Here is a 13,723-nt window from a genome sequence, read left to right on the forward strand (position 1 = left end):
TGCAGGCCTTCGATCACCTGGCGGATTTCCTCCACCGAGTCCTGGGTGCGCTTGGCCAGGTTGCGCACCTCGTCGGCCACCACCGCGAAGCCGCGCCCGGCCTCACCGGCCCGCGCCGCCTCGATGGCGGCGTTGAGCGCCAGCAGGTTGGTCTGCTCGGCGATGGCGCGGATCACTTCCAGCACCGAGCCGATCTGCTCGCTGCTGTTGGCCAGCGCCTGCACCTCTTCCATGGCCGCGCTCATTTCGCTGGCCAGTTGCTCGATGGCGCTGGTGGTGCGACCAATCACGCCGAGGCCTTCCTGGGTGGCATGGTCGGCACCGCGGGCGGCTTCGGCGGCCTGGGCGGCGCTGCGGGCGACGTCCTGGGCAGTGGCGCTCATCTCGTGGGAGGCGGTGGCCACCTGGTCGACTTCGCGGTACTGCTGCTGCATGCCGGCACTGGTCTGGCTGGCCACGGCGGCGGATTGGTCGGCGGTGCCGCGGGCGTCCTGCACCGAGCGTTTCACGTCGGCGATGATCGGCTGCAGCTTGTCGAGGAAGCGGTTGAACCAGCCGGCCAGCTCACCCAGTTCGTCCTGGCGGGCGTAGTCCAGGCGGCGGGTCAGGTCGCCTTCGCCGCTGGCGATGTCCTTGAGCATGCTGGCCACGCCCTGGATCGGCCGGGTCACGCCCCGGGCGGTGAGCCACACCAGCAGCAGGCCGGCGACGCCGGCGACGAGGCCGATCAGCAGGCCGACGAGGTTGGCGGTGTGGTTCTGCGAATCGAGTTTGGCGTCCAGCTCCAGTGCCGGCGCGAGCAGGACCTTTTCCGGTACTTCCAGCAGCACGCTCCAGGGCGCGGCGGTGGGGATCGGTTTGAACGGTTGCATCACCCGCAGCATGCCGTTGTGCTGGAGCTCCACGGTTTTACCGGCCTGGAGGTTGCCGGCCAGTTCACTGGCGTTTTCGCCAAAAGCTTTTTCCAGCTTTGCACTGAGCAAGCTGGCGTCGCGGCTGTGGCCGGCGAGCAGGCCGGCCGGGCTGAGGATGCTGACGTGGCCGTTGCCGTCATACAGCTCGTGGTTACCGGACATGCTCAGCTGCTGGAGGCTTTCCAGGTTGATGTCCAGGCCCATGACGCCGACGGTCTTGCCGTTGAGCTGCAGCGGGAAGGCGATGCTGGTCATCAGCACCTGGCGGTCACCGACGTTATCGAAGTAGGGGTCCAGCACGCAGGCCTGGCCGGTTTTCATCGGGCAGGTGTACCAGGCGTTGTAGGGCGCGCCGCTAGGGCCGGTGCTGCTGTCGGCGAGCAGCTCCTCGGTCATGGATTCCGACTCCAGTTTGCCGGGGGTGGGTTGGGCCCAATAAAGAGAGAAGCGGCCTTTGTCGTTGCTGCCCAGTTCCGCCTGGTCGACGAAGAGTTCGTCCTTGCCGTCCAGGGCGTTGGGTTCGAAGACCAGGTAGAGGCCGAGGATTTCCGGATTGGCTTCCAGGCTGGTGCGGACCTGGCGGGTCAGGTCCTCACGCAGGTCGAAGGCGTCGAGGAAGCGCTTTTCCGCCTGTTCCTTGAGGAACAGCACCTGGCGCGAGAAGCCCTTGCCGTACTGGTAGTTGTCCATGAAGTAGCGCTGGATGCGGATGGCCTGCAACTCCGCGCGGGCCTGCAGGCGCTGACGGGCGCTCTGGTCGAGCATCCGGCTACTGTCGGCCTTCACCAGGCTGGCGCTGCGCTTGGACTGGTAGAGGGACGAACCGACCAGCAGGGTCACGATGGCCAGCAGGCAGAGGCCGGTTAGCAGGGTGATTTTCCACTGGATGGACAGGCGATTGAACGGCATTGGGACTTCCTTCTGTCTCGTCGGAACTTCATTCGTTGTCGGCACGGACGGCAATTTCTTGACGCGAAGACGACGAATAGCCGTGCGGAATGCACGAGGGCGCAATTTGCAGGCAAGAATTATGCACAGTACGCCCAATATTCCGAACGCTTTTGACAGTCGCTCCCGGTTTGGGCAGAGTGCGCGCTTTTTTCGCGGCCGGCATGGCCTGGAAAGCTGAGGAGAGGCGATGAATGCGGTAGTGGCGGCGGTGGGGATCATGCTGGTCCTCAGCCTGTGCCGGGTGCATGTTGTGGTGGCCCTGATCATTGGCGCACTGGTGGGTGGCCTGGTCGGCGGCCTTGGGATCGACGGATCTCTCGCGGCCTTCAACAAGGGGCTGGGTGGCGGCGCCACCGTGGCACTGTCCTACGCGCTGCTGGGCGCATTCGCCGTGGCCATTGCGCGTTCCGGCCTGGCTCATGCGTTGGCGGACAAGGCCCTGGCCCTGGTGGGCCGCCAGGAGGCCAACGGCGGCAATGCACTGAAATGGCTGCTGGTCGCCCTGCTGCTGTGCGTGGCGATCTCCTCGCAGAACATCCTGCCGATCCACATCGCCTTCATCCCGTTGCTGGTTCCTCCTCTTCTCTACGTACTGACGCGGCTTTCCATCGACCGCCGGCTGATCGCCTGCGTGATCACCTTTGGCCTGATCACGCCCTACATGTTCTTGCCGGTGGGCTTCGGCAACATTTTCCTGAACGAGATCCTGCTGGCGAATGTGGTGAAAAGTGGCGTCGACGTTACCGGTGTGAATGTCACCGAGGCGATGTTGATACCGGCGCTGGGTATGGTCGCGGGCCTGTTCATCGCGGTGTTCGTCAGTTATCGCGGCAGGCGCACCTATGACCTGGAGCGCATCGCCCAGGCAGAGCAGGTGAGCGTCGCCTACAACCCGATGAGCCTCGGCGTGGCCGGCGTGGCCATCCTGGTTGCGTTCGTGGTGCAGCTCTGGCTGGACTCGATGATCATCGGTGCGCTGCTGGGCTTCGTGATCTTCTCGTTGTCGGGCGTGGTGCGCTGGAAGGAAGCGGACGACCTGTTCACCGAGGGCATGAAGATGATGGCCATGATCGGCTTCATCATGATCGCCGCGTCGGGCTTTGCCGAGGTGATGCGCGAAACCGGCCAGGTGGCGACCCTGGTGGATGCTTCGGCCGGCTGGATCGGCCACAGCAAGCCGCTGGGGGCGCTGCTGATGCTGCTGGTGGGCCTGTTGGTGACCATGGGCATCGGTTCGTCCTTTTCCACCGTGCCGATCATCGCGGCGATCTTCGTGCCGCTGTGCGTGCAGCTCGGCTTCAGCCCGCTGGCGATCGTCAGCATCGTCGGCACCGCCGGTGCGCTGGGCGACGCCGGGTCTCCCGCGTCCGACTCCACCCTGGGCCCGACCGCAGGCCTGAACGTGGATGGCCAGCACAACCATATCTGGGACACCGTGGTGCCCACTTTCCTGCATTACAACCTGCCGCTGCTGGCCTTCGGCTGGGTTGCGGCGATGGTGCTCTAGCGCACGTCAGCACGGGCGTTCGCTTAATCATTTCGACCCAGTAGATGCGGGGTTGCCGAGAAATCGGCAACCCCGCTGTGCTTTCTGGCGCCGCTGTCGACAATGTCGCTTGTGGAGACGGGCGCAGTGGCGGACCGCAAGGTGGCCGCCGGCCGTGGGCCACAAGCTCGGCGGTGGTTTGCATGAGCGTTTCGATGCGCAGCAAGGCACCTATATCCAGACGGTCAGCCTGGCCTTCATTGACCTGCAATTGCACCGGTCGGTAGACGCAAGCGCATGGTTCGATAACAAGACGGGGGCATGGCGCCCAACCGGAAAAGAAGCCCTGAGCTGATTTCAGCGAACAAGAAAAAACCCGGCGCTTGGCCGGGTTTTTTGTTTTGCGGGCTTGCCTTAGTTGGCCAGGGCCACCAGGCCGGAGTGATGGACCAGGTCCAGCAGCGGCTGCGGGTAGACACCGAGGAAGAAGGCCAGCAGGGCTACGAACAGCAGCATGATGCCGCCGGCGCGTTGGGCCCAGTGCAGGTCCGCATCGTGACGACGCAGGTTCGGCTCCACCAGGAACAGGGTGACCATGACGCGCAGGTAGTAGAACACGCCGATGGCGCTGCCCAGGACCATGGCACCCAGCAGCCACCACAGGCCGGATTCGACACCGGCAGCGATCACGAAGAACTTGCCGATGAAGCCTGCGGTGAGCGGGATGCCGGCGAGCGACAGCATCATCACGGTGAGCACGGCGGTCAGGTACGGACGGCGCCAGAACAGGCCGCGGTACTCGTACAGGGCGTCGCAGTCACGGCCGCTGTAGGGGGTGGACATCAGGGTCACGACACCGAAGGCGCCCAGGCTGGTCAGCACGTAGGTGGCCAGGTAGACACCAATGGCTTCCACGGCCAGGCCCTTGCTCGCGATCAGCGCCACCAGCAGGTAGCCGAAGTGGGCGATGGAGGAGTAGCCCAGCAGACGCTTGATGTTGTTCTGTACCAGCGCCAGCAGGTTGCCGAACAGGATGGAGGCGATGGCGATCACGGTCAGCAGGTCGTTCAGCCAGCCGCCGGCGGTGGCCGGGGAGAGCAGGTAGAGACGCAGCAGCACGGCGAACACAGCAACCTTGCTGGCAGTGGCCAGGAAGGCGGCCACCGGCGCCGGGGCGCCTTCGTACACGTCCGGGGTCCAGAGGTGGAAGGGCACCAGGGACAGCTTGAACGCCAGGCCGATCAGCATCATGCCGATGCCGAGCTGGGAGACCACGTTGGAAGTGCCGGCGGCGGCCAGCTGGCTGAAGCTCAGGCTGCCGGCGTCGGCGTAGAGTAGGGCCATGCCGAACAGCAGGAAGGCGGAACCGGCGGCGGACAGCACCATGTACTTGATGCCGGCTTCCAGGGAGCGCTTGTTGAAGAAGGCGTACGCCACCAGGCCGTAGACCGGCACGGACAGCAGCTCCAGGCCGATGAACAGGCCGGCCAGGTGCTGCGCGGTGACCAGCACCAGACCGCCAGCGGCGGACAGGAGGATCAGCAGGTACATCTCTTCGCGGTTGCCCGGGTAGCCCTTGCCCGATTCACCGCCCAAGTAGGCGTGGATCAGGGTGACGCAGGCGAGGGTGCCGGCCAGTACCAGCGCCATGTAATAGGCGCCGAAGTTGTCGATCATCATCAGCGGGGTCACTTCCAGGGGAGCGACCTTGAGTGCCGGGATGATGGACAGCAGGGCAAGGTTCAGACCGATGACCGAGAGGCCGAAGGTCCAGGAGTGGTGCCGCTTCCAGGCGATGGCCAGCATCACCACGACAATGGTGGCGCAGGTGACCAGCAGCGGTAGCAGGGCAATCAGGTGTTGAGTCGTGAATTCCATAACCTACTTACCGGGCAACGAGTTGATTGACGGCGGAGTCCAGCCACTGGTGCACGCCATGCATGGTCGCAGCGGAGGTATCCAGTACCGGTTGCGGGTAGATGCCGAGCAGGATCAGGAGGCCGGCAAGGCCCAGGACCATGGTCAGTTCGCGATAGCGCAGGCCTTCGTAGGCTTTGTCGTTCTTCGACGGACCGAAGTAGGCGCGGTGGATCATGATCAGCGAGTAGACCGAGCCGAACACCAGGCCAGTGGAGGCCAGTACGGCAATCCACGGTACCTGCTGGAAGGAGCCGACCAGGATCAGGAACTCGCCGACGAAGTTGCCGGTGCCCGGCAGGCCGAGGGCGGCGGCGGCGAAGAACAGGCTGATGCCGGGCAGGTACGGCATGCGATTCCAGATACCGCCCATCTCGCGCATGTCACGGGTGTGCAGGCGCTCGTACAGCTGGCCACACAGGATAAAGAGTGCGGCGGCGGAGAGGCCGTGGGCGATCATCTGCACGATGGCGCCCTGCAGGGCGATCTGGCTGCTGGAGTAGATGGCGATCAGCACGAAGCCCATGTGGGACACGCTGGAGTAGGCCACCAGGCGCTTGATGTCAGTCTGGGCGAAGGACAGGAAGGCACCGTAGACAATGGCGAACACACCGAGCCACTGGGCGATCGGCGCGAACTCGGCCGAGGCATTGGGGAACAGCGGCAGGGCGAAGCGGATCATGCCGTAGGCGGCGGTCTTCAGCAGGATGCCGGCGAGGTCCACGGAGCCCGCGGTCGGGGCCTGGGCGTGGGCATCGGGCAGCCAGGAGTGGAACGGAACCACCGGGAACTTCACCGCGAAGGCGACAAAGAAGCCGAGCATCAGCAGGTACTCGGTGCCCGGAGCGAGCTGGGCCTTCAGCAGGTCGGCGTAGTTGAAGGTCAGCACGCCGGTGTTGCTGTAGTTCACCAGCACCAGGCCGAGGATCGCCACCAGCATGATCAGGCCGCTGGCCTGGGTGTAGATGAAGAACTTGGTGGCGGCGTTGATGCGGGTCTTGCCCTTGCTGCCGCTATGACCCCAGAGCGCGATGAGGAAGTACATCGGCACCAGCATCATTTCCCAGAAGAAGAAGAACAGGAACAGGTCGATGGCGAGGAACACGCCGACCACGCCGCCGAGGATCCACATCAGATTGAGGTGGAAGAAGCCGACGCGGTTCTGGATTTCACGCCAGGAGCAGAGCACGGACAGCACACCGAGCAGGCCGGTGAGGACGATCATCAGGATGGAGATGCCGTCCAGGGCCAGGTGGATGGTGACGCCGAAGCGCTCGATCCACTGCACCTTGAACTCTTGCGCCCATACCGGCTCGGTGCCGGGCGCGGGAGCCAGGGTGAAGTCGCCGGTCGCCCACAGCCAGAGGCCGAGGACGAACAGCAGGGTCATGGTGAGCAGGGCGATCCAGCGGGGCAGGGTGGCGCCGAAGCGCTCACCTTGCCAGCAGAGCAGGCCGCCGATGAAGGGAATCAGGATTAGCCAGGGCAGAATCATGACGGGCTCAATTCCTTAAGAAGATTCAGGTCAGCAGCACGGCGCCGAGCACGAGCACGGCTCCGCCGACGATGGATACGGCGTACCAGCGCAGCTGGCCGGTCTGGCTACGGCTGAGGGCGAAGTTGCCACCCTTCACTACACGCGGGACCAGGCCGATGGTGCCGTCGATGGGATCGCGACGGAGCAGGCGGCAGACCAGCAGGTAGGGTTTGACGAACAGCAGGTCGTAGAGCCAGTCGAAGCCCCAGGCGGCGTACCACCAGGCACCAAGGAAGCGGCCCGGGGCGCTCTGGGCCACGGCGCTGACGAAGCGGCGCTTGCCGAGGAACAGCAGGGCGGCCAGCAGGATACCTGCCAGGGCGATGGCGCCCGAAGCGATTTCCAGGCTGTGCTTGGCCTCGCCACCGGCATGGCCGACGCTTTCCGGCAGCACGCCGGCCAGCGGCGGGGTGATCAGCGCGCCGACGAAGGTGGAGAGCACGATCAACACGCTCAGCGGCAGCCAGTGGGCAACGCCGTGGCCAGCGTGGGCTTCGGTCTGCGCTTCACCGTGGAAGGCGATGAAGATCAGGCGGAAGGTGTAGATCGAGGTCAGGAAGGCACCCGCCAGACCCGCGTAGAGCAGACCGGCGTGACCGCTGGCGAAGGCTTCCCAGAGGATCTCGTCCTTGGAGTAGAAGCCCGCGGTGACCAGCGGCAGGGCCGCCAGGGCCGCACCACCGACGATGAAGCTCGCGTAGGCCAGCGGCAGCTTCTTCCACAGGCCGCCCATCTTGAAGATGTTCTGCTCGTGGTGGCAGGCGTTGATCACTGCACCGGAGGCAAGGAACAGCAGGGCCTTGAAGAAGGCGTGGGTCATCAGGTGGAAGATCGCCGCGTCCCATGCACCAACGCCGAGGGCGAGGAACATATAGCCGATCTGGCTCATGGTGGAGTAGGCGAGGATGCGCTTGATGTCGGTCTGCACCAGGGCGGCGAAGCCGGCCAGGACCAGGGTCACGCCACCGACGATGCCGACCAGTTCGAGGATTTCCGGGGTCAGCAGGAACAGACCGTGGGTACGGGCGATCAGGTAGACGCCCGCGGTCACCATGGTCGCCGCGTGGATCAGCGCGGAAACCGGAGTCGGGCCCGCCATCGCGTCCGCCAGCCAGGTCTGCAGCGGCAGCTGGGCGGATTTGCCCACGGCGCCGCCGAGCAGCATCAGGGTCGCGACCCAGAGCCAGGCGTCACCGGCCACGTACTTCTCGGGGGCCAGCTTCATCAGCTCCTGGATGTTCAGGGTGCCCAGGTGGAAGAACAGGATGAACAGGCCGATGGCCATGAACACGTCACCCACGCGGGTAACGATGAAGGCCTTGAGCGCTGCGTTGCCGTTGGGCGTGTGCTTGAAGTAGAAGCCGATCAGCAGGTACGAGCACAGACCCACGCCTTCCCAACCGAAGTAGAGGAACAGCAGGTTATCGCCCAGCACCAGGAACAGCATGCTGGCAATGAACAGGTTGGTGTAGGCGAAGAAGCGGGAGTAGCCCTCTTCACCGCGCATGTACCAGGAGGCGAACAGGTGGATCAGGAAGCCGACGCCGGTGACCACGCCGAGCATGGTCAGGGACAGGCCGTCCAGGTAGAGGGTGAAGCTGGGTGCGAAGCCCGCCACGCTCATCCACTGCCAGAGCACCTGGGTGTAGACACCGCCTTCCGGCGGGGCCACGTTGAACTGCCAGATGATCGAGGCGGCGACCAGGGCCGACAGGCCCACGGAGCCGACGCCGATGACAGCGGAGGTGTTTTCGGAGAGACGCCCGCGGGAGAAGGCCAGGATGAACCAGCCAAGCAGCGGGAACAGGCAAGTGAGGAATAGAAGGTTCATCCGCGCATCTCGCTGGCAGCGTCGATATCGAGGGTATGGAAGCGGCGGTACAGCTGCAGCAGGATCGCCAGGCCAATGGAGGCTTCGGCGGCTGCAAGGCTGATCACCAGAATGAACATGATCTGACCGTCAGGCTGGGCCCAACGGGCGCCGGCGACCACGAAGGCCAGCGCGGCAGCGTTCATCATGACTTCCAGGCTCATGAGCACGAAGAGGATGTTGCGGCGCACCATCAGGCCGACCAAGCCGAGGCAGAAGAGCACGCCGGCGACCGCGAGGCCATGTTCCAGTGGGATTGCGTTCATGGCTTATTCCTTAGCTTCGTGGCGGCCGAGGTGGAAGGCGGCGACCAGGGCTGCGAGCAGCAGCATGGAAGCCAGTTCCACGGCGAGCAGGTACGGGCCGAAGAGGGCGATGCCGACTGCCTTGGAGTCCACGGTGGTGTGACCGATGGTGGCGCCGCTGGCATTGCCGAACAGCACGTACAGCAGTTCGGCCAAGAGGACCAGGGAAAGCAGGGCAGGGCCGGTCCAGATGCCGGGTTTGAGCCACTTCTTTTCCTGTTCGGCGATTGCCGGTCCGAGGTTCAGCATCATCACCACGAAGACGAACAGCACCATGATGGCGCCGGCGTAGACGATGATTTCCAGGGCGCCGGCAAACGGTGCACCGAGGGCGAAGAAGCACATCGACACCGCCAGCAGCGAGACGATGAGGTACAGCAGGGCATGCACCGGATTGGTGTTGGTGATCACACGCAGGGTGGAGAGAACGGCCACACCGGCGGCGAAATAGAAGGCGAATTCCACGCGCGTCTCCTTAGGGCAGCAGGCTCTTCACGTTGATCGGCTCGGCTTCGTTTTGCGCGGCGCCTTTCGGCTTGCCGGCGATGGCCATGCCTGCCACGCGATAGAAGTTGTAGTCCGGGTTCTTGCCCGGGCCGGAGATCAGCAGGTCTTCCTTCTCGTACACCAGGTCCTGGCGCTTGAACTCGCCCATCTCGAAATCCGGGGTTAGCTGGATCGCGGTGGTGGGGCAGGCTTCTTCGCACAGGCCGCAGAAGATGCAGCGGGAGAAGTTGATCCGGAAGAACTCGGGGTACCAGCGGCCATCGTCGGTTTCGGCCTTCTGCAGGGAGATGCAGCCAACCGGGCAGGCAACGGCGCAGAGGTTGCAGGCTACGCAACGCTCTTCGCCATCGGGGTCGCGGGTCAGGACGATGCGGCCACGGTAGCGCGGCGGCAGGTATACCGGCTCTTCCGGGTATTGCAGGGTGTCACGCTTGCGGAAGGCATGGCCGAAGATCATCACCAGGCTGCGAAGCTGGGTGAAGGTGCCATGCACGACGTGGATGATTTCTTTGATCATGGCATTACTCCTTACTGGGCCGAGGCCAGCACCAGGGCGCCGGTCACCAGCAGGTTGATCAGGGTCAGCGGCAGGCACACCTTCCAGCTGAAGGCCATCACCTGGTCATAGCGCGGGCGCGGGATGGATGCGCGCAGCAGGATGAACAGCATGATGAAGAAGCCGGTCTTCAGTGCGAACCAGATGAAGGGGATCTGCGGCAGGATGCCGAACGGGCCGTGCCAGCCACCGAAGAACAGGGTTACGAGCAGCGCGGAGATCAGCACGATGCCGATGTACTCGCCCACGAAGAACATGCCCCATTTCATGCCGGCGTATTCGATGTGGTAGCCGTCAGCCAGTTCCTGTTCCGCTTCCGGCTGGTCGAACGGGTGACGGTGGGTCACGGCGACGCCGGCGATGAAGAAGGTACAGAAGCCGAAGAACTGCGGAATGATGAACCACAGGTGCTGGGCCTGGTATTCAACGATGTCGCGCATGTTGAAGGAACCGACCTGGGCCACGATGCCCATCAGCGACAGAGCCAGGAACACCTCGTAGGAGATGGTCTGGGCCGAGGCGCGCAGGCTGCCGAGCAGGGCGAACTTGTTGTTGCTCGACCAGCCGGCGAAGAGCACGGCGTATACCGCGATACCGGCCATGGCGAAGAAGAACAGGATGCCGATGTTCAGGTCGGCCACGCCCCAGGTGGGAGTGACCGGAATGACCGCGAAGGAGATCAGCAGGGCGCTCATCGCGATGATGGGCGCCAGGGTGAAGATCAGCTTGTCGGCGAACGGCGGGGTCCAGTCTTCCTTGAAGAACATCTTGATCATGTCCGCGCCCAGCTGGAAGGCACCGAAGGGGCCGACGCGGTTTGGACCGTAACGGTCCTGCCACAGGCCCAGCAGGCGACGTTCCACCCAGGAGAGCAGCGCACCGCTCACGACCACCGCCAGTAGGATGACGATGGCCTTGAGGACGGCGACGATGATGTCGATCAGTTCGGGCGTCAGCCAGCTCATTGCGCGGACTCCTGTACGGCAGTGACGACGGCACCGGCGAAGATGGCCGGGATACCCGGCAGGCCGGCAGGCAGGCCGATCAGACCGATACCCATCTCTTCCTTGATGGCCAGCGGCAGACGCAGGGTCTGGCCGTTGACGGTCAGGGCGAGCAGGGCGCCGTCATTGACGCCGAGGCGATCAGCTTCGTCCTTGGCCATGGCCACGTACGCCTGCGGGATGCGCTCTTGCACCGGCGCGGCGCGGGAGCTGTTCTCCTCGCTGCCGAACAGGTGGTGCAGCGGAACTGCCTGCCAGGTGCCCTGGGACGGGTTGAAGGCGGCATTGATGCCGAACCAGGGCAGTGCCTGGCCCTTGGCTTCGATCAGGCGCACGCCCGGGTCGCCGGCGCGCAGGTGACCACCGACTTCGTCCTGGAACTTGTTCCAGGCTTGCGGCGAGTTCCAGCCCGGGGACCAGGCGAACGGAATCTGCTGACGATCTTCCTTGGTGCCGGCATAACCTTCCATGGAGAAGGCGAATGCGGAGTCCTTGTCCTGGGGCTGACGCGGCTCGTGCACGCTGATGTTGGCGCGCATGGCGGTACGACCGCTGTAACGGTGGGGTTCGCGGGCGAGCTTCATGCCCTTGATGCGGAAGGAGGCAGTCGGCGCGGCTTCGCGGATGCCGGCCAGCAACGGGCTGCTGTCGGCACAGGCCGCGGTGACCTGGTCCAGTTGGGTCCAGTCAACGGCCTTGCCCTGCAGGGTGCTGTGCAGCGCGTGCAGCCAGCGCCAGCCTTCGCGAACGAGGATGTTGGCGTCGTAGTAGGTTGGGTCGAAGACCTGGAAGAAGCGCTGGGCGCGGCCTTCCAGGCTGACCAGGGTGCCATCGCCTTCGGCGAAGCTGGCAGCCGGCAGCACCAGGTGGGCGCGCTCGACAGTAGCGGTCTGCTGATGGTCGGCGACGATCACGACCTTGGCTGCTGCCAGGGCGGCATCGACCTTGGCAGCGTCGGCGCGGCGGTACAGGTCGTTCTCGAGAACGATGACAGCATCGGCCTTGCCGGCGGTCAGGGCTTCGAGGGCGGCGTCGACGGATTCGCCACCGAACAGGGCAAGGCCCATGCTGTTGGCTTCCGGCACCACGAGGCTGAGGGAACCGTTCTTTTCACGGTTCTTCAGTGCGCTGGCGATGTTCGCCGCGGCTTCGATCAGGGCCTTTTCGCCCAGGGAAGCGCCGGAGATAACCAGCGGACGCTTGGCATTGATCAGGGCATCGGCGATGCGCTTGACCAGCTCGGAGGCTTCGCCTTCCAGGCCTTCCACGGCCGGGGCACTCGGGTCGATGGCGTGGGCCACGGCGAAACCGATGCGGGCGAGGTCGGCCGGTGCGGCATGAACGCTTTCCGCGGCGATGTCATCCAGGCGAGTGGCGGCGACGCTGGCGATGAACAGCGGGTTCAGCGCGTCCTGGGCGACGTTCTGCACGGCGGCCATGTGCCAATCCTGGATTTTCATCGAGGCGGCGATATCGGTGGCCTTACCCTTGACGGCTTGGCGCAGGGCGAGGGCCATGCGGGCTGCGGTCTGGGTCAGGTCTTCACCGAGGACAAAGATCGCGTCGTGCTTCTCGACGTCGCGCAGGGTGGGCACGGGCAGCGGGCCGTTCTGCAGGATGTCGCGGATCAGGCGCAGGTTGGCGAGTTCCTGGGCGGCGATGCCGGAGTAGTAGTTCTCGGCGCCGACCAGCTCACGCAGGGCGAAGTTGCCTTCGAGGCTGGCACGGGGCGAGCCGATGCCGATCACGCGCTTGCCTTTGAGCAGCTCGGCGGCTTTGTCCAGGGCCGCATCCAGACCAAGGTGCTGGTTGCCCAGCAGCGGCTGGCGCGGACGGTCTTCGCGGTTGACGTAGCCGTAGCCGAAACGGCCGCGGTCGCACAGGAAGTACTGGTTCACCGAGCCGTTGAAACGGTTCTCGATGCGGCGGATCTCGCCGTAGCGCTCACCGGGGCTGATGTTGCAGCCGCTGGAGCAGCCCTGGCAGATGCTCGGGGCGAACTGCATGTCCCACTTGCGGTTGTAGCGCTCGGAGTGGGTCTTGTCGGTGAACACGCCGGTCGGGCAGACCTCGACCAGGTTGCCGGAGAACTCGCTCTCCAGCACACCGTCTTCGACACGGCCGAAGTAGACGTTGTCGTGGGCACCGTAGACGCCGAGGTCGGTGCCGCCGGCGTAGTCCTTGTAGTAGCGCACGCAGCGATAGCAGGCGATGCAGCGGTTCATCTCGTGGGAAATGAACGGGCCGAGCTGCTGGTTCTGGTGGGTACGCTTGGTGAAGCGGTAGCGACGGGCGTTGTGGCCGGTCATTACCGTCATGTCCTGCAGGTGGCAGTGACCGCCTTCCTCGCACACGGGGCAGTCGTGCGGGTGGTTGGTCATCAGCCATTCGACGACGCTGGCGCGGAACTGCTTGGCCTCTTCGTCGTCGATGGAAATCCAGCTGTTGTCGGTGGCGGGTGTCATGCAGGACATGACGAGGCGACCGCGTTTGTCGTTCTCGTCGGTGTACTGCTTGACCGCGCACTGGCGGCAGGCGCCGACGCTACCGAGCGCCGGGTGCCAGCAGAAGTAGGGGATGTCGAGTCCGAGGGACAGACAGGCCTGCAGGAGGTTGTCTGCACCATCGACTTCGAGCGTCTTGCCGTCTACGTGGATAGTGGCCATGGTTCAGTCT

The 13,723-nt window shown here is 64.6% G+C and carries 11 protein-coding genes; 2 read left to right on the plus strand and 9 right to left on the minus strand.

Translation table 11 applies throughout. From position 1 onward, the window contains the following. The coding region (locus E8F06_RS06315; protein WP_280365320.1) for a methyl-accepting chemotaxis protein at positions 1–1,823 on the minus strand (1,823 nt) is incomplete at its 3' end. A 229-nt stretch (positions 1,824–2,052) separates the two neighbouring features. Between E8F06_RS06315 and E8F06_RS06320 the strand changes: the two genes are divergently transcribed. Further along, entirely contained in the window at positions 2,053–3,372 is a 1,320-nt protein-coding gene (locus E8F06_RS06320) for a Na+/H+ antiporter NhaC family protein (RefSeq protein WP_280365322.1), read from the plus strand. Positions 3,373–3,526: 154 nt separating this feature from the next. Continuing rightward, the gene (locus tag E8F06_RS06325) at positions 3,527–3,706 is read left to right on the plus strand and encodes a hypothetical protein (protein ID WP_280365324.1); all 180 of its coding nucleotides are present in this window, start codon (positions 3,527–3,529) and stop codon (positions 3,704–3,706) included. A 59-nt stretch (positions 3,707–3,765) separates the two neighbouring features. On the opposite strand, the gene nuoN is transcribed toward E8F06_RS06325, so the two are convergent. Genes nuoN through nuoG form a run of 8 tightly spaced genes read right to left on the minus strand, consistent with a single transcriptional unit; the run spans position 3,766 to position 13,713 of the window. Further along, complete coding sequence (gene nuoN / locus E8F06_RS06330) at positions 3,766–5,229, minus strand: NADH-quinone oxidoreductase subunit NuoN (protein ID WP_280365326.1); 1,464 nt, start codon at positions 5,227–5,229, stop codon at positions 3,766–3,768. Positions 5,230–5,236: 7 nt separating this feature from the next. Next, complete coding sequence (nuoM, locus tag E8F06_RS06335) at positions 5,237–6,763, minus strand: NADH-quinone oxidoreductase subunit M (protein WP_280365327.1); 1,527 nt, start codon at positions 6,761–6,763, stop codon at positions 5,237–5,239. A 25-nt stretch (positions 6,764–6,788) separates the two neighbouring features. Further along, positions 6,789–8,636 carry an NADH-quinone oxidoreductase subunit L gene (gene nuoL, locus E8F06_RS06340; RefSeq protein WP_280365329.1) on the minus strand — a complete coding sequence of 616 codons (1,848 nt, stop codon included), beginning with the start codon at positions 8,634–8,636 and terminating at the stop codon, positions 6,789–6,791. After that, complete coding sequence (nuoK, locus tag E8F06_RS06345; protein ID WP_004421908.1) at positions 8,633–8,941, minus strand: NADH-quinone oxidoreductase subunit NuoK; 309 nt, start codon at positions 8,939–8,941, stop codon at positions 8,633–8,635. The genes nuoL and nuoK overlap by 4 nt, the downstream gene beginning before the upstream one ends. Before the next feature lie 3 nt (positions 8,942–8,944). Further along, on the minus strand, positions 8,945–9,445 hold the full coding sequence (gene nuoJ, locus E8F06_RS06350) for an NADH-quinone oxidoreductase subunit J (protein ID WP_280365331.1): 501 nt from the start codon (positions 9,443–9,445) through the stop codon (positions 8,945–8,947). 10 nt (positions 9,446–9,455) lie between these two features. Beyond that, positions 9,456–10,004, minus strand: coding sequence for an NADH-quinone oxidoreductase subunit NuoI (nuoI, locus tag E8F06_RS06355; protein WP_077524440.1), 549 nt, complete (start codon positions 10,002–10,004; stop codon positions 9,456–9,458). An 11-nt stretch (positions 10,005–10,015) separates the two neighbouring features. After that, on the minus strand, positions 10,016–11,008 hold the full coding sequence (gene nuoH / locus E8F06_RS06360) for an NADH-quinone oxidoreductase subunit NuoH (protein ID WP_280365333.1): 993 nt from the start codon (positions 11,006–11,008) through the stop codon (positions 10,016–10,018). Next, complete coding sequence (gene nuoG / locus E8F06_RS06365; protein ID WP_280365335.1) at positions 11,005–13,713, minus strand: NADH-quinone oxidoreductase subunit NuoG; 2,709 nt, start codon at positions 13,711–13,713, stop codon at positions 11,005–11,007. The genes nuoH and nuoG overlap by 4 nt, the downstream gene beginning before the upstream one ends. Between the last annotated feature and the right edge of the window lie 10 nt (positions 13,714–13,723).

The sequence above is a fragment of the Pseudomonas sp. BN411 genome (assembly GCF_029871235.1).
Classification (GTDB): domain Bacteria; phylum Pseudomonadota; class Gammaproteobacteria; order Pseudomonadales; family Pseudomonadaceae; genus Metapseudomonas.

Coding starts and splice junctions, on each gene's coding strand:
- E8F06_RS06320 (WP_280365322.1), top strand. CDS start 2,053: ATGAATGCGGTAGTGGCGGCGGTGGGGATCATGCTGGTCCTCAGCCTG.
- nuoN (WP_280365326.1), bottom strand. CDS start 5,229: ATGGAATTCACGACTCAACACCTGATTGCCCTGCTACCGCTGCTGGTC.
- nuoM (WP_280365327.1), bottom strand. CDS start 6,763: ATGATTCTGCCCTGGCTAATCCTGATTCCCTTCATCGGCGGCCTGCTC.
- nuoL (WP_280365329.1), bottom strand. CDS start 8,636: ATGAACCTTCTATTCCTCACTTGCCTGTTCCCGCTGCTTGGCTGGTTC.
- nuoK (WP_004421908.1), bottom strand. CDS start 8,941: ATGAACGCAATCCCACTGGAACATGGCCTCGCGGTCGCCGGCGTGCTC.
- nuoI (WP_077524440.1), bottom strand. CDS start 10,004: ATGATCAAAGAAATCATCCACGTCGTGCATGGCACCTTCACCCAGCTT.
- nuoH (WP_280365333.1), bottom strand. CDS start 11,008: ATGAGCTGGCTGACGCCCGAACTGATCGACATCATCGTCGCCGTCCTC.
- nuoG (WP_280365335.1), bottom strand. CDS start 13,713: ATGGCCACTATCCACGTAGACGGCAAGACGCTCGAAGTCGATGGTGCA.